Genomic DNA, 24,154 nt, shown 5'->3' with positions numbered 1-24,154 from the left:
GCGCACACGTCCTACTTGGCGCACGCGTCGGTGTCGTCCGCCTGCACCCGCTGGAGGTCCTTCGGTGCCTCGGTCGGGGCCGCCGCCGGAGCGGCGAGGACGTCCTTGCCCAGCACCAGCACCAGCGGGCCCTTCGGATCCGCCTTCGGGTCCGGCCGGACGGCGTCGCCCGGCAGGCCGAGCGCGGCGGCCAGGGCGGCGGCCGCGGCGTCCTGCCCGGCCGGGAAGGACACCGCGGTGGTCGCGGTGACGGGCGCGTCGGGGGCGGTCGTGGCCTTGGCGAAGCCCTTGCTGCGGAGCTTGTCCACGGTGGGCCCCGACTGCCCGCGCGTCCCGCTGCCGTTGCGCACCGTCACCCGGACGTCCTTGGGGTCCACCGTCGGGGCGGCGGCGGTCGGGGCCGCCGCCGCGGTCTCCGGTGCGGCCGTGGCGGCGTCGGCGGGCGCGGCGGTCTCGGTCAGCGAGCGGTCGCCCGCGACCATCGAGAACAGCTGCCCGGCGTCCGGCTGCTTGAGCACCAGCCGGTCCTTGTCCTTGGGGTCGTCCAGGACCGGCACGGTGGCGAAGGTGATGTTCTTGGTGTCGACCTTGCTGAGGTCCAGCGCGAGGTCCTTGAGCTTGTCGACGCTGCCGATCCCGGAGTCCACGGTGAGCGCCTTGGTGGCGGCGTCGGCGAGCTTGTAGAGCTTGCTCGGGCTGGTCAGGGTGTCGTCGCTCTTGATCTTGCGGATCATCGAGCTGATGAACTGCTGCTGGAGCGGGATGCGGGTGAGGTCGCCCCCGAAGCCGACGGCGTGCCGGGTGCGGACGAAGGCCAGCGCCTCGTCGCCCTGGACCACGTGCCGGCCCTTGCTCATCTTCAGGTGCGAGTCCGTGTCGTTGATGTCCTTGGCCGCGCAGACCTCGACCCCGCCGACGGCGCTGGACAGCGTCTTCACCGCCTCGAAGTTGACCTGCACGAAGTGGTCGACCCGGATCCCGGTCATCTTCTCGACGGTCTTCCAGGTGCAGCCCGGGTCGCGCCCCTCCTGGCCGAGGCTGTTGTTGAACATGTCCCGCGCGGAGCCGGGGATCTTCTTGCCGTTGCTGCTCTGGCACTCCGGGATCGGCACCATCAGGTCGCGCGGGATGCTGATCGCGGTCGCGTTGGAGCGGTCCTTGGAGATGTGGAACAGCAGCGTGGTGTCGGCGTGCCCGGCGCTGCCCTCGTCGCCGTAGTCGCGGCCGAGGCCCTGCCGGCTGTCGGTGCCCAGCACCAGGATGTTGAGCGCGTCCCCGGCGGCCTTGGGCCGCTCCTCCTCGTTGCCCAGCTGGACCTTGACGGAGGTCAGGTTGCTGTTGAAGTGCTGGTACAGGTAGTACGCCCCGCCGCAGCCCGCGACCATCACCAGGGCGCCGGCCCCGGCGGTCCACTTGAGCGCCCGGCGGCGCCGGGTCCGCTTGGCGGCGGCGGCCGCCCGGCGCCGGGAGTCGCGGCGGCCCGGCCCGGGGGTGCCGGCGGTCCCGGTCCCGGACTCGGTGGCCGGCGTCTCCTCGGCGGCTCTCCGTTCGGCCGTCCGGCGGCGCTGCCCGGGGATTCCGGCGGCCGGGTCGAGGCGGTACTGGCCGGTTTCCGGGTCGCGCGTCCACTGGTCGGCGGGATCGACCTCCGGTTTGTCCTGCTGCACGGGGGTTCCCTACCTCCGACCGGTCACGGCTCCGGCTCGCCCGTTCGGCGGGCCGATCCGGACACACTAGACGAGCCGAACGGCGGAATCGCGCCGGTGTGATCTGCGCCATGTTCAGGTAATGGCCGGGTAAAGTTCCCTGGGTGTGCGGGATTTCCGGAAAACCCGTGCCGACCTGCGGCGCAGCCGCGGTCAGTGCTGCGCGCAGGCGTCCACGTCGGCCGTGCGTCCCTCGAAGGTGGGCGAGGCGTCCGCCGAAGGTGACGCCTTCGCCGGTGCCCCCGCAGCCCCCACGGCCCCGGCCGCCCCGTCCGACCCCGCGCCCGCACCTGCACCCGTCGCCACCGGGCTCGGGCTCGCACCCGCCCCGGCCCCGACGCCCGCCCCGGCCCCGACGCCTGCCCCGGCGAAGGCGCTCGGCGACGGCGCCGAACCGGGCGGCCGGACGGCGACCGACCGGTCGTCCCGCAGCGCGGTGAACAGCTGGGTGGTCTGCGGCTGCACGAACTCGTCCCGGTCCGAGTCGTACCGGTACGGGCGGCGCGGCGCGGTCAGGAGCACCACGTCCGCCGAGGGGATGTCCCGCAGGTCCTGGGTGAGGTCGTACAGCGCCCCGAGCGAGGACAGCCCCCCGTCCGCCTTGACCGAGGAGGTGGCCGCGTCCAGCACCGGCCACAGCCGCGCCGGGTTCAGCAGCACGCCCTGCGACTGCACCTTGCGGATCAGCGCGGCCAGGAACTGCTGCTGACGGCCCATCCGCTGGGTGTCGCTGCCGTCGCCCAGGCTCTCCCGGGCCCGGACGTAGCCGAGTGCCTGCTCGCCGTGCAGGGTCTGCCGCCCGGCGGGCAGGTCGAGTCTGGCGTCCTTGTCGTGGATCGCCTGCGGGACGCACACCTCGACCCCGCCGATCGCGTTCACCATCGTCTTGAAGCCGTTGAAGTCGAGGATCACGTAGTGGTCGATCCGGATGCCGCTGAGCTGCTCGACGGTGCGGATCGAGCAGGCCGCGCCGCCCATCTCGAACGCCCAGTTGAACTGCATCAGCCCGGCCTTGCTGCGGGTGCCGTCCGGCTTCTCGCAGACGGGGACGGTGACCATGACGTCGCGCGGGAGGGAGACCGCCGTCGCGTGCTTCCGGTCGGCGGCCAGGTGCAGCAGGATCGTGGTGTCCGAGCGCTGGGTGCCCGGCTCGCCGCCGTACGAGGAGTTGGTGCCGGAGCGGTCGTCGCTGCCGATCAGCAGGATGTTCTCGGAGCCCTTGGCCCCGGCGGTCCGGCTCGGCCGCTCGGCCTCCAGTCGGGCGAGCAACCGGTCGGTGGCCGAGTCGGTGCGGATGTTGCCGTCCAGCTTGCGGTAGGCGATCCAGAGCAGTGCCCCGGTGGCGACCAGCAGGAACGCGACGACGCCGGCGGTGATCATCAGCCACCGCCGGCGCCGACGCGGGCGTTCGGGTTCGGAAGGGTGCGCATCCGTCGGGGGCGGGTCGGTCGGGAGGTGCGCGGTGTCGTCCTCGGCCATGGCAGGGATCCCTACCCGCCCGGTCCGACCCGGGGGTTACCCGAGGCGCAGTGTCACCCGTTCGGATTCGGTCCGCTTCTCCCACTGCTCGGGTTCGAGCCCCTGCGAGTTGCGGCACAGCACCACCGAGGCGCCGGCCGCCAGCGGCGCCAGCAGACCGGCCTCCAGACCGGTCCAGTCGTCGAACGAGAGGGTGGACAGCACCCGGTCGCCGGGCTTGAGCCCGAGCCGGGCGGCCCCCTCCCGGGCCAGCGCGACGGTCTGCTCGCCGGTCAGCTTCAGCGGCAGCCCGTCCACGGCGGTCTCCAGCGCGTGGCCGTCCGGGGCGACGGGCGAGTACGGCGCGAAGCGGTCGCCCTGGCCGGGCACCTCGGCGGCGTAGTCGAGGAAGCCGTCGGGGCGCTGCGGGAAGCGTCCGCCGAGCGGGCGCAGGGCCAGGGCCACCCGCTCGCCCTCGCAGGCCTGGGCGGCCGCCAGTCCGTCCGGACCGCTGACCACCAGGTCGGCGTCGGCCGGGTCGCCGCCGGGCACCGCCGTCACCCCGACCGACCAGCAGGCCAGCAGCCAGACGGCGCTCTGCCAGTGGGCGGGGAGCAGCAGTACGGCCCGGTCGCCCGGGCCGGCGTTCAACTCGTCCTGGAGGAGGTTGGCCGTCTTGGCCACCCAGTTGTCGAAGGTCCGGGCGGACAGCTCCACCCGTTCGCCGGTGGCGTCGTCGTAGAAGGTGACCAGCGGGGCCGCGGGATCGACCGTGGGCGTGCCGCCTCGCAGATATGCGTGCAGCAGTTCGACGGGGGTGCGGGCATCGGCAGCGAAATGCGCAGTCATGGTGCGCCCCAGCCTACGGCCTTCGAGTGGGCCGTCGGGAGGGGTGGCGGACCGGGCGCGAGGCGACGTGGCGAGCGGCCCGATTTGCCGCCACCATCCGGTTTATGCGCCTTTCCCTCCCGGCCGCCGTGCTCGCCGGCTGCACCGTCGCCCTGCTCCTCCAGCCCGCCGCCACCGCCGGCCCGGCCGACCCCGACGGCGCCCGGCGCCGCGGCTCCGCCGGCGGCGGGTCGGTCACCTCGCTGCCGCTCGGCCCCGGCCCCGCCCTGGCCCCGCGCACCACCCGGCCGTTCGAACTCCTCGGCGTCGGCTGGGACGGCCCGGCGGACGCGCTGGCCGGCGGCGCCGTCCGGGTCCGCACCCGGGACGCGGCCACCGGCCGCTGGGGCGACTGGCACGACCTGGAGGCCGACACCGAGGACGGCCCCGACCGCGCCCCGCGCGGCGCCACCGCGCCCCTGTGGACGGGCCGCAGCGACGGCGTCGCCGTCGAGGTGCGTCCCGGCCCCGCCGGGCCCCCGCCCGGCCTGCGGCTCGACCTGGTCGACCCCGGTCAGGGCGCGCCCTCGCCCGCCGCCCGGGTCCTGCCCCGCCGCCCCGCCGACGGCCGCCAGGCCCCGCGCCCCGCCATCGTCGCCCGGGCCGGCTGGGGCGCGGACGAGTCCCTGCGCGACCGGACCTTCGAGTACACCGGCCCGGTCCACGAGGTGTTCATCCACCACACCGCCACCGCCACCGACTACGCCTGCTCCGACGCCCCCCGGGTGATCAGGTCGATCTACCAGTACCACGTTCAGAGCAGCGGCTGGCGGGACATCGGCTACAACTTCCTGGTCGACCGTTGCGGCACCGTCTACGAGGGCCGGGCCGGCGGCGTCGACCTGCCCGTCCACGGCGCCCACACCCTCGGCTTCAACACCGACTCGGCCGGCGTCGCCGCCATCGGCACCTACGTCGGCGACGCCCCGCCCCAGCCCCTCCTGGACGGCCTGGCCGCCATCGCAGGCTGGAAGCTCGGCCTCGCCGGCCACCCCGCCGACGGCCGCACCAAGCTCACCTCCGCCTCCGACGCCAGCCGCTACCCCAAGGGCACCGTCGTCGACTTCGACGCCGTCTCCGGCCACCGCGACGCCTTCAACACCGAATGCCCCGGCAACGCCCTCTACGCCCGGCTCCCCGCCCTCCGCACGGCCGCGGCCCACCTCCAGGCCCCCTGACGCGCCGCACCGCACCGCCCTACGCCGGCCCGGGCCCCCGCCCGACCAGCCCCCGCAGCTCCGCCGTCAACGCCGCCGCCAGGTCCGGCCGGAGGTCGTAGCGCGCCGGCGTGTTCTGCAGCAGTCCGATCCGCCAGCCCGCCCCGGCGTTCACCGCGATCACCGTCTGCACCGCGTTGAGCGCCGGGTCCAGGTCCTCCGCGGCGTCCGGCACCAGCCCCGCGACGGCGTCCAGCTGCGCCACCCCGGGCCCCAGCGCGCGGACCCGGCGCACCCTGGCCACGTACTCCGGCGTCGCGTGGTCCGCGAAGAGCCGCCCCAGTTCGGCGGCGATCACCGACCGCCCGCAGTGCCGGGTGCCGTCGAAGCCGATCACCTCCCCGTCCTCGGCGAACGGCCCGGCGAAGGCCGAACCGTCCCGCTGGTTCCACCCGTCCAGCGCCCGGTGGTACAGCGCCCGCACCGCGCTCTCGTCCCCGGAGGACAGCTCCGGCAGCCGCGTATCGTTCATATCCCCATGGTCGACGAAGGCGGTGGAGCCGGACAGCGGAGGAGGTGCGCGGCGGTGACGGGCGAGTCGGTACGGCGCTGGCGGCCGGGTTTCCCGCTGGACGTCGCCCGGACGCTGCTGCCGCTGCGCCGGGGCCCCGCCGACCCGGCGTACCGCACCACCGGCGACGGCGCGCTCTGGCGGGCGTCCCGGACCCCGGCCGGGATCGGCACGCTGCGGGTGCTGGCGCGCCCGGCCGCCGGCGAGGTGGAGGCGACCGCCTGGGGCCCGGGTGCGCCGTGGCTGTTGGAGCGGCTGCCGGTGCTGCTGGGCGCGCAGGACGACCCGGAGGCCCTGGTGCTGCCGCCCGGCCCGCTGCGGGACGCCCAGCGCCGCACCGCCGCGGTCCGCCTCACCCGCACCGGGCTGGTCCTGGAGTCCCTCGTCCCGGCGATCCTGGAACAGAAGGTGACCACCGACGAGGCCTACCGCGCCTGGCGCACCCTGCTACGGGACTTCGGCACCGCGGCGCCGGGCCCGGCCGAGGGCATGCGGGTGGCGCCGTCGGCCCGGGAGTGGGCGCTGGTGCCGAGCTGGGAGTGGCACCGCGCGGGGGTGGACCCGAAGCGCTCGGCGACGGTCATGCGCGCCGTCCGGCTGGCGCCCCGGCTGGAGGAGGCCGCCGCGATGGACCACGCCGAGGCCTTCGCCCGGCTCACCGCCGTCCCGGGGATCGGCCCCTGGACGGCCGCCGAGACCCTGCAACGCAGCAACGGCGATCCGGACGCGGTCTCGGTCGGCGACTTCCACCTGCCCAACCTGGTCGGCTGGGCCCTGGCCGGCCGCCCCCGCAGCGACGACGCCCAGATGCTCGCCCTGCTGGAGCCCTACCGCCCGCACCGCCACCGCCTCTGCCGCCTCCTGCTGGCCACCACCCCCCACGCCCCCCGCTACGGCCCCCGCCTCACCCCCAACGACCACCGGCGGCGATGAGCCGGAAGCGCTGTGCGGTGTACACGCCGGTGTGTACGCTCGACGCGTGACTGACGCACTGAGCATCCGGGAACTGCGTGCGAACATCGCCGAGGTGGTCAACCAGGCCGAGGCCGGCGAGATCACGGTGATCACTCGGAAGGGCGAGCGGGTCGGAGCGGTCGTGCCGATCGAGATCCTCGACGCCATCGAGGATGCCGCCGACGAACTGCTCGCCCGTGAGGCCGAGCAGCACCGGAACGATCCCACCGTGACCATGGCCGAGCTCCTGGCCGACCTGTTCGACTCGCCCAGGGACCCGTCCGGGAGCGCTGCGTGAAGTACGCGTTCCGCTTCACCGCGCATGCCAGGCGCCAGCTGCGTGACATCAGCCAGGTCGACGCGATGCGGATCCTCACCGCACTCACCGTTCTCGGCGAGGACCCGTACGTCGATGGCCATGCCAAGATGCTGGCGGGTCACGTCGGCCTCTACCGTCTCCGCGTCGGCGTCCACCGCGTGGCCTACGAGATCCACGACGGCGTGTTGGTGATCCTCGTGGTGGCCGTTGGAAATCGCCGCGAGATCCATCGCGGTCTCTGAACCGCTACCGCACCTCGACGAAGGCGTCGGCGTCGCGTTCCGGGCGTTCGCGCGGGGGTTCGGCGGGGCGGCCGACGGCGATGGCGCCCATCGGGTCCCAGCCGTCCGGGAGGTCGAGGGCCGCGCGGACGGTGTCGCGGCAGAACATGGTGGACGACACCCAGGCGGAGCCGTAGCCCTCGCCGGTGAGGGCGACCAGGAGGTTCTGCACGGCGGCGCCGGCGGCGACGGTGAACATCTCCCGTTCGGCGGCGGCGCGCCGCTGGTCGGGGTAGTGGTGCGAGCCGTCCATGACGAGGCAGGGCACCACCAGGTAGGGCGCGTCGCGCAGGACGTCGCCGCGGGCGGTGCGGCGGGCGATCCGGGCGTCGTCCCAGCCGTCGAGTTCGCGCAGGTCGCGCTGCCAGGCGGCGAGCATCGCGTCGAGCAGCCGGGTGCGGGCCCGCGCCGTCTCCAGCAGGACGAACCGCCACGGCGTGGTGTGGTGCGGGGCGGGCGCGGTGACGGCGGCGGCGACGGCGCGGCGCACGGCGCCGGGGTCGACCGGGGCGTCGGTGAAGGAGCGGACGGTGCGCCGCAGGGTGACGGCCCGGCGCAGCGCCTCGGAGGTGCCGAGCCGGAACATGTCGTCGACGGCGGGGCGGACCAGCGGCCGGGTGCCGTCGCCGTCCTCGGCGGTGACGAGGTGGCCGAGCCCGCGGACGACGGCGACCGGCACGCCGCTGGTCTTGCCCTTCACCAGGTCGGCGGCGGCGGCGAGTTCGTCGGCGGTGGCGGTGACGGTGAGCGCCAGCTCGTTGCCGTGGCTGTCGGTGCGCCCGCGGTGGTCCTCCAGCACGGACAGCCCGGCGGCGCCGATGGCGACGTCGGTGAGCCCGTTGCGCCAGGGCCGGCCGAAGGTGTCGGTGACGACGACGGCGAGCCGGCGGCCGGTGAGCTGCTGGAGCCGCCCGCGCAGGGCGCGGGCGGAGGCGTCCGGGTCCTCGGGCAGCAGCAGGACGGTGCCGGGGGCGGTGTTGGAGGCGTCGACGCCGGCGGCGGCCATGACGAAGCCGTTGCGGTTCTCGACGATCCGGGCGTGGCCGCGCCGGGCGACCACCCGGACGGTCTCGGCCTCGATCGCGGCCTCGCGGTCGGCGGCGTGCAGCAGCCGGCCCTCGGCCTTGCTGACGATCTTCGAGGTGACGATCAGGATGTCGCCGTCCTGGTACTCGCCGGCCTTGGCGAGCAGCGCGGCGAGGTCGGTCCCGGCGTCGATCTCCGGCAGCCCCTCGACCGGCAGGATCCGCAGGCTCATGCGCCCGCCCCGCTGCGCCCGCGCCCGCTCACTTGCGCACCTGCTCGGCGAGGGCGAGGGCGGCCCGGGCCATCTCGGCGGTGGCCTCGACGTCGGTCATCAGCAGCGGGACGGCCCGGCAGGCGATCCCGGCGGCTTCGACGGCGGCGACCGAGGCCTGGTCGGCGGTGTCGACGAGCCAGCCGTCGATGAGTGCGGCGCCGTAGTTCAGCGCGACCGCCTCCGCGGTGGCCTCGACGCCGACGGCGGCGAGCACCTTGTCGGCCATGCCGCGCACCGGGGCGCCGCCGATGATCGGGGAGAGCCCGACGACGGGGGCGGGGGCGGCGGCGACGGCCTCCCGGATGCCGGGGACGGCGAGGATGGTGCCGATGGAGACGACCGGGTTGGACGGCGGGAAGAGGATGACGTCGGCGGCGGCGAGGGCCTCCAGGACGCCGGGCGCGGGCTTCGCGGTGTCGGCGCCGACCGGGATGATCGCCTCGGCGTCGACGGCGGCGTGCAGCCTGACCCAGTACTCCTGGAAGTGGATCGCCCGGGTGCCCTGCTCGTCGGTGATCCGCACGTGGGTCTCGACCCGGTCGTCGCTCATCGGCAGCAGCCGTACGCCGGGCTTCCAGCGCACGCACAACGCCTCGGTGACCTGGCTGAGGCTGTAGCCGGCGGTGAGCATCTGGCTGCGGACGAGGTGGGTGGCGAAGTCGCGGTCGCCGAGCCCGAACCACTCGGGGCCGACGCCGTACTCCTTCATCTCGGCCTTGATCGACCAGGTCTCGTCGGTACGGCCCCAGCCCTGCTCCTCGTGGATGCCGCCGCCGAGGGTGTACATCACGGTGTCGAGGTCGGGACAGACCTTGAGGCCGTAGAGGTGGATGTCGTCGCCGGTGTTGCCGATGACGGTGATCTCGTCCTGCGGTCCGACCGCCGCGAGGAGTCCGCGCAGGAAGCGCGCTCCGCCGATTCCGCCTGCCAGTGCCACGATGCGCATGGGTTCATCCTGCCACGGTCCGACTGCCCGTCAGCCCGGTCGCCGGCCCGGCCGTCGGCGGGTGCGACGGCCGGGCCGACGTGGGCGGGTGCTCAGTGCGCCTCGGCCTGGGCCTGCGGGTGCTGCTCGGGGACGGCGGTGCCGCCGTACTGGTTCATCTCGGTGAGGCCCGGGGTGTAGAGGTGGATGGAGACGGCGGGTTCGAGCGTGCCGTTGACCACCTCGTGGAGGTAGCCGGAGGAGAAGACCCGCTGCCCGCCGGGGCGCAGGGTGCGGGCTCCCTCGCCGGCGCGGGTGAGCGAGCGTTCGATCAGCTCGCCCTGGACGACGGTCATCACGCCGGAGGACTCGCCGTGGTCGTGGAAGCCGCTGCTCTGGCCGGGCAGCCAGCTGAGCAGCCAGACCTCGTAGCCGGGGCCGGTCTCCAGCCGGGCGTACCAGCGGGTGAGCGCGTCGTAGCGGACCAGGGGTTCCCAGCGGGCGCGGTCGGCGGCGATCTCGCGGATCAGCCGGGCGTGGCCGGCCACGGTGGTGGGGTGGCGGGGCAGGTCGGTGCGGGCCAGGTGCGGGAAGGCGAGCGGGTCGCCGGCGATGGAGACGTCGCTGAGACCGTCGGTCCAGCCCCGGGCGGGCGCGGTGGGGGCGGTGGGCGCGGGGCTTCGGCGGGCGATTTTGCTGCGGTCGCGGTTCCGCTTGCGGATACGGGTCATACGCACGGGAGTCGTCCTCGGAGTGGCGGCTGTTCGTCGGGGATCAGCCGGATCCGGGATGTCCTGGGACGGGAATCGCGGGCGGCCTCTGTGCTTCCTGGGGGCGGCGCGCGGTGGGACGCGGGCGCCTAGATACAGCAGGAACAGAGGCGACAACAAGAGCTCACGGCACGGCGGAGCGTGGAACCGCTCCGGGGGCTGGCGAACTCTGACATAGGGGAAAGGAGACCGCATCCGTGGGGCCGGTGTCAAACACAGGGATGCGGCATTCGAGGGGGTTACGCCAAGAAGTTGCCCGGATGGGGTGATAAATCACGCTCTATGTTTCGATGGGAAGATCGCCGGGAAGGCAGGGCGATGACCGGCCTGTGATGGTGACCGAGCGTCACTCGCCGAATGGTTGTGGCTGGTTCGACGCCGTTCGGGGCTTTCGGATCGAAGGTCCAATGTGTCCGAATATGTACACTATTCGTAACGGCTTGGTGCCGGGGAGTGAATCCTCGCCCCAATACCAGAGCTCGGCTTGACTGAGCCAGAGTGACGCAACTGTAATTTCACTCGTGTCGTCGGCCGCACGAGGCAACGGCAACCACGGGGACGCCAAGTAGGGGCAGAGGAGGCGCGCCACATGAGCGAGCTCTTTGAGCTGTTGATCGGTGACGGCATCACGGAGGAGGAAGAGGAACTCGGTTGGCAGGAGCGCGCGTTGTGCGCCCAGACCGACCCCGAGTCCTTCTTCCCCGAGAAGGGCGGCTCCACGCGCGAGGCCAAGAAGGTCTGCCTCGCCTGCGAGGTCCGTTCGGAATGCCTGGAGTACGCCCTCGCCAATGACGAGCGGTTCGGCATCTGGGGCGGCCTCTCCGAGCGCGAGCGCCGCCGGCTCAAGAAGAGCGCGGTCTGACCGGGGCGGCCGCCGACCCCCGCTGACCCTTCGACAACCACACGGCAGTACGGGCGCCTCACCGCGGCGGTGGGGCGCTTTCGTGTTCCCTGCCGGCTCTTCACCGGTCCCGCACCGGCACCGCGGACGAAGCCGCCATCCGGAGCCGTTAGTGTGGTGCGCCATCCGGTTGCCGTTCACCGGCTGTGTCCACCGAGAACTGAGGCCCGCGCACTCGATGACCGTCTACAGCCACCAGAGCGGCTTCACCGCTGCCAGGCCGCCCGCCTACCCGCGCCACCTGGTCACCGCGGTGATCGTCTCGCACGACGGGGCCCGCTGGCTGCCGCAGGCCCTCGCCGGCCTGCTCGGCCAGGACCGCCAGGTCCAGCGGGTGCTCGCGGTCGACACCGGTTCCACCGACAACTCTCCGCAACTGCTGGCGGACACCCTCGCGGACTGGCTGCCCGAGAGCGGCCCGCTGCTCCTCGGCCGCCGGGCCGGCTTCGGCACCGCCGTCGCCGAAGCCGTCTTCGGCAGCCCGCCGCTGCGCCCGGAGGACCTGCCGTACCGGCTCGACCCCTCCGGCTACGACCCGGTCACCGGCGGCTGGGACGACTTCGGCGACCCGCTCGCCCAGGAGGACGACCTCGGCCGCGGCGGCCCGCGCGAGACCCAGCCCGTCGAATGGCTCTGGCTGCTGCACGACGACTGCGAGCCGCAGACCGACGCGCTGCGCCGGCTGCTCCAGGTCGCCGACTCCACCCCCAGCGCCGCCGTGGTCGGCCCCAAGCTGCGCAGCTGGTACGACCGCCGCCAGCTGCTGGAGGTCGGCGTCACCATCGCCCGCTCCGGCCGCCGCTGGACCGGCCTCGACCGCCGCGAGCAGGACCAGGGCCAGCACGACCAGGTCCGCCCGGTGCTCGCCGTCTCCAGCGCCGGCATGCTGGTGCGCCGCGACGTCTTCGAGGAACTCGGCGGCTTCGACAAGGCGCTGCCGCTGATGCGCGACGACGCCGACTTCTGCTGGCGGGTCAACGCCGCCGGCCACCGCGTGGTGATCGCCCCCGACGCCGTGCTGCGGCACGCCGAGGCGGCCAGCCGCGAGCGCCGCGCCATCGACTGCGGCCCCGCCCACCCGCACCGGGTGGACAAGGCCGGCGCCGTCTACACCCTGCTCGCCAACTGCAAGGGCGCGCTCTTCCCCTACGTCCTGCTGCGGCTGGTGCTCGGCACCCTGCTGCGGGCCGCCACCAACCTGCTCGGCAAGGACCCGCGCCAGGCCTTCGACGAGCTCACCGGCCTCGGCCACGAACTCGTCCGCTTCCCCCGGCTGCTGGCCGCGCGCAAGCAGCGCGCCCGCACCCGGGCCGCCGACGCCCTGGACGACCGCACGCTCTTCCCGCCGCCCGGCGCCACCGCCCGGCTCGCCGTCGAGGGCGTGATCGGCTCCCTCGGCATAGGGGGAGAGGACGACACCGGCCGGCACGGCTCGGTCGAGGCCGGGCCGGGCGGCGAGGACGACGAGGACCTGGTCGTCGAGCAGTTCACGCTGATCAAGAAGCTGGCCCGGCGTCCGGCGCCGGTGCTGTTCGCGGCCCTGCTGGTGTTCGCCCTGATCGCCTGCCGAGGCCTGTTCGGCAGCGGCGAGCTGTTCGGCGGCGCCCTGCTGCCGGCCACCGACGGCGCCGGCGGCCTCTGGTCGATGTACGCGGACGCCTGGCATCCGATCGGCACCGGCTCCACCGCCGCCGCGCCGCCGTACCTCGGCGTGCTCGCGGTGCTGTCCTGGGTGCTGTTCGACCACGCCGACCTCGCGCTCACCCTGCTGGTCGTGCTCACCGTGCCGCTGTCGGCGGTCAGCGCCTACCTGGTGTCCCGGCCGCTGCTGGACTCCAAGCTGGTCCGGGCCTGGGCCAGCGCCGCCTACGCGCTGCTGCCCGCCGCGACCGGCGCGCTCGCCCAGGGCCGGATCGGCACCGCCGTCCTCGCCGTGCTGCTGCCGCCGCTGGCCCGCGCCGCCGCGATCGCGGCCGGTCTCGGCATCCGCGACGAGAGCGCCGCTAAGGGCGCCCGCCCGGGGTGGCGGCCGGTCTGGATGACCGTCCTGCTGCTCACCCTGGCCACCTCCTTCGTGCCGTTGACCTGGGCGCTCGCGCTGCCGCTGTGCCTGGCGACGCTGGTCGTCGCGGTGGTCCGCGGCGGCGCCTTCGGCTCGGGCGGCGCCGCGCTGCGCCTGCTCGGCCTGCGCGTCCTGGTGATCCTCGCGCTGCCCGTCCTGGTGCTGGCGCCGTGGTCGCTGACGGTGCTGACGCACCCGCAGTGGCTGCTGCTGGAGGCCGGCCTGCCCGGCCTGCACGGCACCGGTGCGAGCGCGGCCGGCCTGCTGCTGGTCAACCCCGGCGGCGCCGGGGTGCCGCCGGTCTGGCTGTCGGCCGGCGTGGTGCTCGCCGCGCTCGCCGCACTGCTGCGCGCCGACCGCCGCCGCGCGGTGCTGGCCGCCTGGGGCGCGGCCGGTGCGGGCCTGGTCTTCGCGGTCGCGGTGGCGGGCACCTCCGTCACCCCGGCCTCCGGCGGCCCGGCGGTGCCCGCCTGGGCCGGCCCGGCCTCGCTGATCGCCGGGATCGCCCTGCTGGCGGCCGCCGCGATCGGTGCCGACGGCGCCAACGCCCGCGTGGCCGGGATCGCCTTCGGCTGGCGCCAGCCGGTGGCCGCGCTGGTGGTGGCCGCCGCGGTGCTGGCCCCGCTGGGCACCGGCCTGTGGTGGGCGCTCACCGGCGCCGGCAAGCCGCTGCACCGGGCCCAGGCCGGCCAGGTGCCCGCGTTCATCGCGGAGGAGGCCGGCACCACCGACCGGTCCCGCACCCTGGTCGTCACCGGCGACCCGGGCGGCGGCGCGGTCCGCTACACCGTGGTCCGCGGCGCGGGCCTGACGCTCGGCCAGGCCGAGTCCACCGTCGACCCGGCGACCGGCACCCAGGACGGCCTGAACAAGATGGTCGGCAGCCTGCTGGCCGGTTCCGGCGCCGACCAGGCCGGTGCGCTCTCCGGCTACGGCATCGCCTACGTGCTGGTCCAGAAGTCGGTGATCGCCACCTACAAGGACGTCCTGGACACCACCCCCGGCCTGGTCAAGGCCAACCAGGACGGCGACTCCGCGCTCTGGCAGGTCACCGGCGCCCCCGCCGTCCGCGCGGTGATCACCGCCCCGGGCGCCGCCCCGGTGGTCGTCCCGGCCGGGGCCCGCGACCTCACCGCCACCGTCCCGGCCGGCCCGGACGGCCGGGTGCTGCGGCTCGCCGAGTCCGCCGCCCCCGAGTGGAAGGCCACCGTGGGCGGCACCGCGCTGGAGTCCGTCACGGTCGACGGCTGGGCGCAGGGCTTCAAGCTCCCGGCCGGCGGCGGCAAGCTGTCCGTCACCCGGGAGGACGGCTTCGCGCACACCGGCTGGATCTGGGCCCAGGTGCTGCTCGGCCTGACCATCCTCGTGCTGGCCCTGCCCGGACGCCGCAGCCACAAGGACGACGACCTGCCCGAGGAGGTGGTGGCCGCCGCCGCGCTGGCCGCCGCGGCCCAGGCGCAGGCGCCCGCCCCCGGCAGCCGCCGGGCCCGCCGGATGGCCGAGCGCGGCGAGGGCGGCGAGGACGGCGGGGTGTACGAGGGCCCGCCGGGCGCGATCCCGGCGCAGCCCGCCGGCGAGCCGGTGGCCGAAGCGGTCCAGGCGGCCGCGGCCGTCCAGGAGACCGAGCCGTACACCGACCCGTACCAGACGTACCAGCAGGCCGACCCGTACAGCTACGACCAGTACGCGGCCCAGCAGCCGGTGGCCGCGCCGTACGGCGGCCAGGGGTACGACGGCCAGGGCTACGAGGGCTACCAGCCGCAGGCGTACCCGCAGCAGGGCTACGAGCAGCAGCCGTACCCGCAGGAGCAGCAGTACGGCTACGAGCAGCAGCCCTACCAGCAGACGGAGCACCAGCAGCCGTGGGTGCCGGGGCAGCCGCAGGCCGAGCCCTACTACGACCCCAACGACCCGAACGACCCCAACGGCACGGGCCGGTACCCGCACCAGCACGGATCGGGGAGCTGACCCGCGATGAAGAAGCCCGCATTCAGGAAGAAGTCCGCGCCCGAGGCCGTCGAGCCGACGGAGGCCGCCGAGGCCGGGCAGTCCGGGCACGCCCCGGCCCAGGCGCCGGAGCCCGCGGCCTCCGCCCGGCCGGCCGGGCGGTCCGGGGGCACCAGGACCACGCAGTCCCTGCTGGCCGCGGCCGTCGTGCTCGCGGCGGTGTTCGGGATCGCCGAGACGCGCCCGCCGGCCGCCCCCGCCAAGGCGGACGGTGGCGTCGCCCCGACCACCGCGCAGGTCGAGCGGACGGCGGCGGTCTGCCCGCAGCCGCTCCAGGGCCTGACCGGCTCGACCACGCTCACCGCCTACACCCCGCCCGGGACGGGCGGCGCCACCGGCGGGGCCGGCTGGCTCTCCGACGCCGCCGCGCCCGCGACCCCGCCGACCACCGCGCCCTCCGCCCCGGCGGCCGGCGCCCCCGCCGCGCCGTCCGGCTCGGCCGCCCCGGCCGCCCCGGACAAGGGCGCCGCGCCCGCCGACGCCCGGCTGACCCTGGCCAAGCCCGGCACCCCGGCCACCGGCCCGGCCGCCAACGGCGACACCGCGCCCGGCACCGGGGCCGTCGCCACCGGCGCCCTCGCCCCCGGCTTCACCGTCACCCAGACCACCGTGGTCACCGAGCAGCGCGGCCTCGGCCTGTCCGGCCTCACCTGCACCCCCGCGGGGACCAGCTTCTGGTTCGCCGGGGCCAGCACGGCCGGCGACCGGGTCGACTACGTCAGCCTGGTGAACACCGAGTCCTCCGCCGCCGTGGTCGACATCAAGCTGTACGGCGACAAGGGCCTGATCGAGAACGACGCCGCCAACGGCATCACCGTCGCCCCCGGCAGCTCCCAGTCCGTGCTGCTGCCGACGATCAGCAAGGGCGCGGTCAACGACCTCGCCGTGCACGTGGTCGCCCGCAGCGGACGGGTCGGCGCCGCGCTGCACGCCGCCGACGGCGGCAGGGGCGCCGACTGGATCCCGGCCTCGGCCGAGCCGGCGGCCACCCAGGTGCTGCCCGGCCTGCCCGCCGACACCTCCGCCGCCCACCTGGTGGTCTGGGCGCCGCCGGAGGACGACGCCGACCTGAAGATCCAGCTGTCCGGCAAGAACGGCTGGTTCACCCCGGCCGGCAACGAGTCCATCCACATCAAGGCGGGCATGGTGGCCGCCGTCGACCTCGGCAAGGTCACCCGCGACGAGGTCGCCGGGCTGCGGCTGTCGCCCACCGACGACAAGCACCCGACCCCGGTCGTGGCCGGCCTGCGGGTCGACCGGGCCGGGGGCGGCGGCAAGAGCGACGCCGCCTGGCTCACCGGCACCGGCCCGGTCGGCGCCCGCGCCACGGTCGCCGACAACCGGGCCGGCGCGTCCACGCTGTTCCTGACCTCCGCCGGCGACGCCGCCACCGTCCGGGTCACCGCCTCGGCCGGCAGCGGCGGCGGCACCCCGGTGAGCAAGGACGTCCAGCTGCCGGCCGGCGGCACGGTCGCCCTCCCGGCGCCCGAGCCCGGCGGGCTGAACGGCAGCTTCGCGCTCACCGTCGAGACCGTCTCCGGCGGCCCGGTGATGGCCGCCCGGATGCTCTCGCTGCCCGCCAAGGACGTGCCGATGTTCACCATCCAGTCGCTGCGCGACGACCACAGCACCGTCAGGGTCCCGCGGGCCGGGCAGGATCCGGGCGTCGTCCTGCGCTGACCGGTCGGACGGGGCGGTACCCGGCAGGCCCGGGTACCGCCCCGTCCGCGTGCTCAGTCCTCGTCGTAGCGCGGGTCGATGGCGTCCGGGGACAGCCCCAGCAGCTCCGCCACCTGCTCGATCAGGATCTCGTGCACCAGCGCCGCGCGGTCCTCCCGGGTCTTCGCCCGGATCTCCACCGGCCGCCGGTACACCACGATCTGGCTCTTGCGCCCCTGCTTGCCCGGCAACACCCGCCCCAGCGGCACGCCGTCCTCGCCGTCGGCCGCGTCGGGCTCGTGCAGCGGCACCTCCTGGACGGCGAACTCCACTTCGATCAACTGCGGCCAGCGCCGTTCAAGACGCTCCACCGATTCGCGCACGTAGTCGTCGAACAGTTCGGAGCGGGTGAGCGAGATCGGCACCTGGGGCGGCGCCAGCGGGCCGCGCAGCCCCCTGCCGTGCCGGTCGCGATGCCGGGGACGGCGCGAGGGTCCCGTCGATGACTGCGGTGCAGAGCTGTCCATATCACTGCCGAGGGTAGTCCTTGGACGGTCGGAAGTGGACTACTCCGACGGGGAAACGCCCGGGGCGGCGGGGCGCGGACCGGCGTGCGGACCGCGACACGGCACACCCGCCGGACAGGCGGTCTTCGCTCCCCGGCGAGGAGTGCGGTACCGTCCACCCTCGTGAGCTCTGTACGTCGTTGTTCGCGGACCGCGTGCGGCCGGCCGGCCGTCGCGACGCTGACGTACGTCTACGCGGACTCCACCGCCGTCCTGGGCCCGCTCGCCACCTACGCCGAGCCGCACTGCTACGACCTGTGCGCAGAGCACGCCGAGCGCCTCACCGCCCCGCGCGGCTGGGAGGTCGTCCGGCTGGCCGCCGAGGCCGGGCCGCTGCGCCGCAGCAGCGACGACCTGGAGGCCCTCGCCAACGCCGTCCGCGAGGCCGCCCGGCCGCAGACCCCCCGTCAGGGCCGCGGGTCCGAGGGCGAGTCCACCGAGGGCGGCCGCCGCGGCCACCTGCGCGTCCTGCGCTCGCCGGACAACTGACGCCGCACAGCCGACGCCGTACCCCGCCCGGGCCCGCACCGGGCGTTCGTCCGACTTGGGTACGCTGCCCGTCTACCGTCACCGCGGACCGTCGACCGAACGGGCGGTGACCCCGACGTATCGTGACCGTGGGCGGCCAGCCGCCGATCACACGCACACCGACCAGTACAGAGACCAGGGTGGAGCCGCAGTGCGCGACCTCAAGCAGCTCGTGAAGGCCTACGACGTCCGAGGCGTCGTCCCGGACCAGTGGGACGAGCACCTGTCCCGGGCCTTCGGCGCCGCGTTCGTGCAGGTCACCGGCGCGTCCGCGATCGTCGTCGGCCACGACATGCGCCCCTCCTCCCCGTCGCTCACCCGGGCGTTCGCCGAGGGCGCCGCCGCCTACGGCGCTGACGTCGTCCAGATCGGCCTCTGCTCGACCGACCAGCTCTACTACGCCAGCGGCAAGCTCGACCTGCCCGGCGCGATGTTCACCGCCAGCCACAACCCGGCCCAGTACAACGGCATCAAGCTGTGCCGGGCCGGCGCCGCCCCGGTCGGCCAGGACACCGGCCTCGCCGAGATCCGCGAGCTGGTCGAGTCCTGGACGGGTGAGGACGACACCGTCACCGTCCCGGCCAAGGACGTCAAGCCGGGCGCGCTGTCCGAGCAGGACACCCTGCGCGGCTACGCCGACCACCTGCTGGGCCTGGTCGACCTCACCGCGATCCGTCCGCTCAAGGTCGTCGTGGACGCGGGCAACGGCATGGGCGGCCACACCGTGCCGACCGTCTTCGACGGCCTGCCGATCGAGCTCGTCCCGATGTACTTCGAGCTGGACGGGACCTTCCCCAACCACGAGGCCAACCCGCTCGACCCGAAGAACATCGTCGACCTCCAGGCCAGGGTCCGTGAGGTCGGCGCCGACCTCGGTCTGGCCTTCGACGGCGACGCCGACCGCTGCTTCGTCGTCGACGAGCGCGGCGAGCCGGTCTCCCCGTCCGCCATCACCGCCCTGGTCGCCGCCCGCGAGATCGCCCGCGCCCAGGCCGCCGGCGAGGCCGAGCCGACCGTCATCCACAACCTGATCACCTCCTGGACCGTCCCCGAGGTGGTCCGCGAGCTCGGCGCCAACCCGGTGCGCACCCGGGTCGGCCACTCCTTCATCAAGCAGGAGATGGCCGTCACCGACGCCGTCTTCGGCGGCGAGCACTCCGCGCACTACTACTTCCGCGACTTCTGGCGCGCCGACACCGGCATGCTGGCCGCGCTGCACGTGCTGGCCGCGCTCGGCGGGCAGCCCGGCACGCTGTCCGCGCTCACCGCCGAGTACGACCGCTACGCCGCCTCCGGCGAGATCAACAGCACCGTCGCCGACCAGGCCGCCAGCACCGCCGCCGTCCGCGCCGCCTACGCCGGCCTGGAGGGCACCACCGTCGACGAGCTGGACGGCCTCACCGTGGCCGGCCCGGACTGGTGGTTCAACCTGCGCGCCTCCAACACCGAGCCGCTGCTGCGCCTGAACGCCGAGGCCAAGGACCCGGCGAAGATGGCCGAGCTGCGCGACGGCGTGCTCGCCATCGTCCGCGCCTGACCGAGGCCTCCTGTGCCCCGGCCGGTAGGGTTGCCTATCGGCCGGGGCACCGCCGTGCCACCCCCCGACTTTTGGAGAGCCCCATGAAGCTCGAATCCTTCCTGCTGGAGATCCTGGTCTGCCCGCAGTGCCGGGCCGCGCTCACCGAGGGCGGCACCGAGGAGCAGCCCGAGCTGGTCTGCACCGGCGCGGACTGCGGCCTCGCGTACCCGGTGCGGGACGGCATTCCGGTCCTGCTGGTGGACGAGGCCCGCCGCCCGGCCTGATCCTTGGGGCGAAGCCCCCACCCCGTCAGCCCAGCGCGCACAGGACAGCAGCCGGAGGCCCGCCGCATGCTCGACGACACCCTGCTCGACGACCCGGCCGCCCTGCAGCGCGCCGACCGCGACCGCGCCCTGCTGGCCCTGGCCGGCGCCGGTGCGCGGGTCCGCACCGCGCTGCGGCTGGCCGACGCGGCCGGCCTGGACCGGCTGCGCCCGGACGGCCGCCCGCGCGCCGTCCTGGTCGCGGGCCACGGCAGCGCCCTGACGGCGGGCGAGATCCTGACCGCGCTGGCCGGCAGCGCCGGCCTGATCACCACGCTGCCGCCGACCGAGGCGGCCGCCCCGCGCGCCGACCGGGCCGGCGCACCGCCGGCCTTCACCGCCGGGCTCGGCTGGCAACTGCCCGGCTGGGCCGGCCCGCTGGACCTCCTGGTGGTCAGCTCCGCCGACGGCGGCGAACCGGGCCTGGTCAGCCTCGCCGAGCAGGCCTACGCGCGCGGCTGCGCGATCGCGGTCACCGCCCCGGTGGGCAGCCCGCTGGCCGAGGCCGCGTTGCAGGTGCGCGCGCTGCCGCTGCCGTACGTGGCCTCCGCGCTGCCCGAGGACGAGGCGCCCGCCCGCCCGGCCGCCGAGCCGGACCTCCCCGCCGAGGACCCGGCCGCGCTGTGGTCCCACCTCACCCCGCTGCTCGCGCTCGCCCAGAAGATCGGCATCACCCAGCTGCCGTACGACGCGCTGCCGGCCGTCGCCGACCTGCTGGACGCGACCGCCGTCCGCTGCCGCCCCGACGCCGCCGCGTACACCAACCCGGCCAAGGGCCTGGCCGCCCGGCTGGCCGGGACGGTCCCGCTGCTGTGGGCCGAGGGCCCGATCGCCGGGGCCGTCGCCACCCGCTTCGCCGCCCAGCTCGCCGAACGGGCCGGCCGCCCGGCGCTGGCCGGGCCGCTGCCGCAGGTGCTCACCGCCCACCGCGGCATGTTCACCGGCCAGTTGGGCGCGGGCGCGGACCCGGACGACTTCTTCCGCGACCGGGTCGACGAGCCGGATCCGCTGCACCTCCAGGTCCTGCTGCTGCGGCACGTCCCGGGGGCGCCCGGCGGTCGGCCCGGGGCCCAGCCCGGCGGCGCGGCCGACGAGGCGGACGGGCCGGCCGAGGTGCCGGAGGACGACGCGGGCCCGCGCAGCTTCGGCGTCACCCGCGCGCACCGGCTGGCCGGCGCCCACGACGTCCGGCTGACCGAGTACGCGACCACCCGGCCGGACCCGCTGCACGCGCTCGCCGACCTGGTCGCGCTGACCGACTTCGCCGCCGTCTACCTCGGGCTCGCCGCCGCGCAGTCCTGAGCCGGCGTCGCACGGCCGGTACGGTAAGCGCTCGACGGAGCAGCGCGACCAGCCATTGCGGCGGAGGGACCCGGAGCATGAGTACAGAAGGCGGCACCAAGGCACTGGTCGCGGCACTGTCCGCGAACCTGGCGATCGCGGCGGCCAAGTTCACCGCCTTCGGCTTCACCGGCTCGTCGTCGATGCTGGCCGAGGGCGTGCACTCGGTCGCCGACTCGGGCAACCAGGTGCTGCTGCTGATCGGCGGCAAGCGGGCGCGCCGGGCGGCGGACGAGGAGCACCCGTTCGGGTACGGCCGCGAGCGTTACATCTATGGCTTCCTGGTGGCGATCGTCCTCTTCAGCGTCGGCGGCCTGTTCGCGATCTACGAGGGCTGGCACAAGGTCAACCACCCGGAGAAGCTGGACTCCTGGGGCTGGGCGGTCGGCGTGCTGATCTTCGCCGTGGCGATGGAGGGCTGGTCCTTCCTCACCGCGATGCGCGAGTCGGCGAAGGCCAAGGGCGGCCAGGGCTGGGTGCAGTTCATCCGCACCGCCAAGGCCCCGGAGCTGCCGGTGGTGCTGCTGGAGGACGCCGGCGCGCTGATCGGCCTGGTGCTCGCGCTGCTCGGCGTCTCGCTCACCGTGATCACCGGCGACGGCGTCTGGGACGGCGTCGGCACCCTGGGCATCGGCGTCCTGCTGGTGCTGATCGCGGTGGTGCTCGCCCTGGAGACCAAGTCGCTGCTGCTCGGAGAGTCCGCCGACCGGGATTCGGTGCGCCGGATCCGCGAGGCGCTGGTGGACGGCGAGGCCGTCACCGGCGTGATCCACATGCGCACCCTGCACCTGGGGCCGGAGGAACTGCTGGTCGCCGCCAAGATCGCCGTCAACGCGGAGGACAGCGCGGCCCGCGTCGCGCGGGCGATCGACGCGGCGGAGGAGCGGGTCCGGGCCGCCGTCCCGATCGCGCGGGCGATCTACCTGGAGCCCGACGTCTACAGCGCCGAGAAGGCCGCCGCGGGCGAGGACCCGGCGGCCACCCCCGGCGGGCCCGGGCCCGGCGCCTCGCACTGACCGGCGCCGGTCCGCCGCCGGCCGGGGCCGGCTGGGATCCGCTTGAGGACCCGTCCGGTCCGAGGCCGAAATCGCTCATCGGCGGACGGCCGGTGGGGCCGCCGGTGTAGATTCGTCACCAGAGCCAGAACGTCGCTGCTGATGGCGGTTGATCGGCGGTCCGCCCCTGTGGGGTGTGCCCCGGTCGAGGGAGAGAGGTCCTCCGACGGTTTGTGCTGCGCAGCAGGGAACCGGTCCGCCACCACGGATCCGGCCGCCCCGGCGTAGCCGTGCACCCGTACGGCCCCGCCCCCGCTGCGACCGCACACACAGGACCTTGGCCACGCCCACCCCATCAGCGAGGAGCAGACGCATGTCGACCGACACCACCGGTGACTTCAAGGTCGCCGACCTTTCCCTGGCGCCGTTCGGCCGCAAGGAGATCCAGCTGGCCGAGCACGAGATGCCCGGCCTGATGTCGATCCGAGCCGAGTACGCCGAGTCGAAGCCGCTGACCGGCGCCCGCATCACCGGCTCGCTGCACATGACCGTGCAGACCGCCGTCCTCATCGAGACCCTGACCGCCCTGGGCGCCGAGGTCCGCTGGTGCTCCTGCAACATCTTCTCCACCCAGGACCACGCGGCCGCCGCCATCGCGGTCGGCCCGGAGGGCACCCCGGAGAACCCGCAGGGCGTGCCGGTCTTCGCCTGGAAGGGCGAGACCCTGGACGAGTACTGGTGGTGCACCGAGCAGGCCCTGACCTGGCCCGAGGGCAAGACCCCGAACATGATCCTGGACGACGGCGGCGACGCCACCCTGCTGATCCACAAGGGTGTCGAGTTCGAGAAGGCCGGTGCCGCGCCGGACCCGTCCACCGCGGACAACGACGAGTTCCGGATCATCCTGGAGCTGCTCAACCGCACCCTCAAGGACTCCCCGAACAAGTGGACCGAGGTCGCCGCCACCATCAAGGGCGTGACCGAGGAGACCACCACCGGTGTCCACCGCCTGTACGAGATGCACCGTGACGGCCAGCTGCTGTTCCCGGCGATCAACGTCAACGACTCGGTCACCAAGTCGAAGTTCGACAACAAGTACGGCTGCCGCCACTCGCTCATCGACGGCATCAACCGCGCCACCGACGTCCTGATCGGCGGCAAGGTCGCCGTCGTCTGCGGCTACGGCGACGTCGGCAAGGGCTGCGCCGAGTCGCTGCGCGGCCAGGGCGCCCGCGTCATCGTCACCGAGATCGACCCGATCTGCGCGCTCCAGGCGGCGATGGACGGCTACCAGGTCGCCACCCTGGAGGACGTCGTCGAGACGGCCGACATCTTCATCACGACCACGGGCAACAAGGACATCATCATGGCCTCCCACATGGCCCGGATGAAGCACCAGGCCATCGTCGGCAACATCGGCCACTTCGACAACGAGATCGACATGGCCGGCCTGGCGCAGCTGCCCGGCGTGGTGAAGACCGAGGTCAAGCCGCAGGTCCACGAGTGGCGCAAGGCCGACGGCCGCACCATCATCGTCCTCTCCGAGGGCCGCCTGCTGAACCTGGGCAACGCGACCGGCCACCCGTCGTTCGTGATGTCCAACTCCTTCGCGAACCAGACGATCGCCCAGATCGAGCTGTTCACGAAGACCGAGCAGTACCCGATCGGCGTCTACGTGCTGCCCAAGCACCTGGACGAGAAGGTCGCCCGGCTGCACCTCGACGCGCTCGGCGTGAAGCTGACCACCCTGAGCCAGGAGCAGGCCGACTACATCGGCGTCCCGGTCGAGGGCCCGTACAAGGCGGAGCAGTACCGCTACTGATGCGGTGAGCCGTACGCCGGTGGGGGGGGGGGGTGGGGGGGGGGGGGAGGGGGAGGGGGGGGGGGGGGGGGGGTGGGGGGGGGGGGGGGAGGAGAGGGGAGG

The 24,154-nt window shown here is 74.6% G+C and carries 21 protein-coding genes; 13 read left to right on the top strand and 8 right to left on the bottom strand.

Translation table 11 applies throughout. From position 1 onward, the window contains the following. Positions 1-11 precede the first annotated feature (11 nt). The 3 genes from AC07AL_RS33435 to AC07AL_RS33425 all read right to left on the bottom strand — a co-directional run bounded on the left by AC07AL_RS33435 (position 12) and on the right by AC07AL_RS33425 (position 4,013). Positions 12-1,667 (bottom strand): LCP family protein, encoded by a 1,656-nt coding sequence (locus AC07AL_RS33435; RefSeq protein WP_363633085.1) that lies wholly within the window; start codon positions 1,665-1,667, stop codon positions 12-14. Between the two features lie 192 nt (positions 1,668-1,859). After that, positions 1,860-3,185 carry an LCP family protein gene (locus AC07AL_RS33430; protein ID WP_363587610.1) on the bottom strand — a complete coding sequence of 442 codons (1,326 nt, stop codon included), beginning with the start codon at positions 3,183-3,185 and terminating at the stop codon, positions 1,860-1,862. Positions 3,186-3,221: 36 nt separating this feature from the next. Next, positions 3,222-4,013 carry a TIGR03089 family protein gene (locus AC07AL_RS33425; RefSeq protein WP_363587608.1) on the bottom strand — a complete coding sequence of 264 codons (792 nt, stop codon included), beginning with the start codon at positions 4,011-4,013 and terminating at the stop codon, positions 3,222-3,224. A gap of 104 nt (positions 4,014-4,117) precedes the next feature. Here AC07AL_RS33425 and AC07AL_RS33420 point away from each other — a divergent pair, with 104 nt between their 5' ends. Next, positions 4,118-5,230, top strand: coding sequence for an N-acetylmuramoyl-L-alanine amidase (locus AC07AL_RS33420; RefSeq protein ID WP_363587606.1), 1,113 nt, complete (start codon positions 4,118-4,120; stop codon positions 5,228-5,230). Between the two features lie 19 nt (positions 5,231-5,249). Here AC07AL_RS33420 and AC07AL_RS33415 read toward each other — a convergent pair whose 3' ends face one another. Next, positions 5,250-5,741, bottom strand: a complete 492-nt coding sequence (locus tag AC07AL_RS33415; RefSeq protein ID WP_363587604.1) for an SgcJ/EcaC family oxidoreductase — start codon at positions 5,739-5,741, stop codon at positions 5,250-5,252. Positions 5,742-5,747: 6 nt separating this feature from the next. Between AC07AL_RS33415 and AC07AL_RS33410 the strand changes: the two genes are divergently transcribed. The 3 genes from AC07AL_RS33410 to AC07AL_RS33400 are packed head-to-tail and all read left to right on the top strand — an operon-like array spanning position 5,748 to position 7,295. Next, entirely contained in the window at positions 5,748-6,713 is a 966-nt protein-coding gene (locus AC07AL_RS33410; RefSeq protein ID WP_063349127.1) for a DNA-3-methyladenine glycosylase family protein, read from the top strand. Positions 6,714-6,759: 46 nt separating this feature from the next. Continuing rightward, on the top strand, positions 6,760-7,032 hold the full coding sequence (locus tag AC07AL_RS33405) for a type II toxin-antitoxin system Phd/YefM family antitoxin (protein WP_363587602.1): 273 nt from the start codon (positions 6,760-6,762) through the stop codon (positions 7,030-7,032). Then, on the top strand, positions 7,029-7,295 hold the full coding sequence (locus AC07AL_RS33400; RefSeq protein WP_478319237.1) for a type II toxin-antitoxin system RelE family toxin: 267 nt from the start codon (positions 7,029-7,031) through the stop codon (positions 7,293-7,295). Before AC07AL_RS33405 ends, AC07AL_RS33400 begins: the two co-directional genes overlap by 4 nt. A 4-nt stretch (positions 7,296-7,299) precedes the next feature. On the opposite strand, the gene AC07AL_RS33395 is transcribed toward AC07AL_RS33400, so the two are convergent. The 3 genes from AC07AL_RS33395 to AC07AL_RS33385 all read right to left on the bottom strand — a co-directional run bounded on the left by AC07AL_RS33395 (position 7,300) and on the right by AC07AL_RS33385 (position 10,290). Further along, positions 7,300-8,592 carry a coenzyme F420-0:L-glutamate ligase gene (locus AC07AL_RS33395; RefSeq protein ID WP_478319236.1) on the bottom strand — a complete coding sequence of 431 codons (1,293 nt, stop codon included), beginning with the start codon at positions 8,590-8,592 and terminating at the stop codon, positions 7,300-7,302. 28 nt (positions 8,593-8,620) lie between these two features. Next, on the bottom strand, positions 8,621-9,580 hold the full coding sequence (cofD, locus tag AC07AL_RS33390) for a 2-phospho-L-lactate transferase (RefSeq protein ID WP_363587598.1): 960 nt from the start codon (positions 9,578-9,580) through the stop codon (positions 8,621-8,623). A 92-nt stretch (positions 9,581-9,672) separates the two neighbouring features. Next, positions 9,673-10,290: a cysteine dioxygenase gene (locus AC07AL_RS33385; RefSeq protein WP_400989631.1), complete on the bottom strand. Its 618-nt coding sequence runs from the start codon at positions 10,288-10,290 to the stop codon at positions 9,673-9,675. Positions 10,291-10,918: 628 nt separating this feature from the next. On the opposite strand from AC07AL_RS33385, the gene AC07AL_RS33380 reads away from it, so the two are divergent. The 3 genes from AC07AL_RS33380 (at position 10,919) to AC07AL_RS33370 (ending at position 16,979) form a co-directional block, all read left to right on the top strand. Beyond that, the gene (locus AC07AL_RS33380) at positions 10,919-11,191 is read left to right on the top strand and encodes a WhiB family transcriptional regulator (RefSeq protein WP_045702141.1); all 273 of its coding nucleotides are present in this window, start codon (positions 10,919-10,921) and stop codon (positions 11,189-11,191) included. A gap of 217 nt (positions 11,192-11,408) precedes the next feature. Beyond that, positions 11,409-15,260: a glycosyltransferase family 2 protein gene (locus AC07AL_RS33375; protein WP_363633080.1), complete on the top strand. Its 3,852-nt coding sequence runs from the start codon at positions 11,409-11,411 to the stop codon at positions 15,258-15,260. A gap of 6 nt (positions 15,261-15,266) precedes the next feature. Continuing rightward, positions 15,267-16,979, top strand: a complete 1,713-nt coding sequence (locus tag AC07AL_RS33370) for a DUF5719 family protein (protein ID WP_363633079.1) — start codon at positions 15,267-15,269, stop codon at positions 16,977-16,979. Positions 16,980-17,032: 53 nt separating this feature from the next. Here AC07AL_RS33370 and AC07AL_RS33365 read toward each other — a convergent pair whose 3' ends face one another. Further along, positions 17,033-17,485, bottom strand: a complete 453-nt coding sequence (locus AC07AL_RS33365; RefSeq protein ID WP_079135840.1) for a metallopeptidase family protein — start codon at positions 17,483-17,485, stop codon at positions 17,033-17,035. A gap of 84 nt (positions 17,486-17,569) precedes the next feature. Between AC07AL_RS33365 and AC07AL_RS33360 the strand changes: the two genes are divergently transcribed. From AC07AL_RS33360 to ahcY, 6 genes are all read left to right on the top strand, one after another. After that, a complete protein-coding gene (locus AC07AL_RS33360; RefSeq protein ID WP_079136306.1) occupies positions 17,570-18,013 on the top strand; it encodes a DUF3499 domain-containing protein in 444 nt (147 codons plus the stop codon). Positions 18,014-18,203: 190 nt separating this feature from the next. Next, positions 18,204-19,589, top strand: coding sequence for a phosphomannomutase/phosphoglucomutase (locus tag AC07AL_RS33355; protein WP_363587590.1), 1,386 nt, complete (start codon positions 18,204-18,206; stop codon positions 19,587-19,589). 83 nt (positions 19,590-19,672) lie between these two features. Next, on the top strand, positions 19,673-19,855 hold the full coding sequence (locus AC07AL_RS33350) for a Trm112 family protein (protein ID WP_280686052.1): 183 nt from the start codon (positions 19,673-19,675) through the stop codon (positions 19,853-19,855). Between the two features lie 66 nt (positions 19,856-19,921). Then, positions 19,922-21,196, top strand: a complete 1,275-nt coding sequence (locus tag AC07AL_RS33345; RefSeq protein WP_400989622.1) for an SIS domain-containing protein — start codon at positions 19,922-19,924, stop codon at positions 21,194-21,196. A 77-nt stretch (positions 21,197-21,273) separates the two neighbouring features. Continuing rightward, positions 21,274-22,251, top strand: coding sequence for a cation diffusion facilitator family transporter (locus AC07AL_RS33340; RefSeq protein ID WP_363587586.1), 978 nt, complete (start codon positions 21,274-21,276; stop codon positions 22,249-22,251). Positions 22,252-22,603: 352 nt separating this feature from the next. After that, positions 22,604-24,052: an adenosylhomocysteinase gene (ahcY, locus tag AC07AL_RS33335; RefSeq protein WP_363587584.1), complete on the top strand. Its 1,449-nt coding sequence runs from the start codon at positions 22,604-22,606 to the stop codon at positions 24,050-24,052. The last annotated feature ends 102 nt before the right edge of the window (positions 24,053-24,154 follow it).

It is taken from the genome of Kitasatospora sp. NPDC043949, from assembly GCF_056435365.1.
The sequence above is the reverse complement of the archived record's forward strand: the minus strand, read 5'-3'. Positions and strand labels throughout refer to the sequence as shown.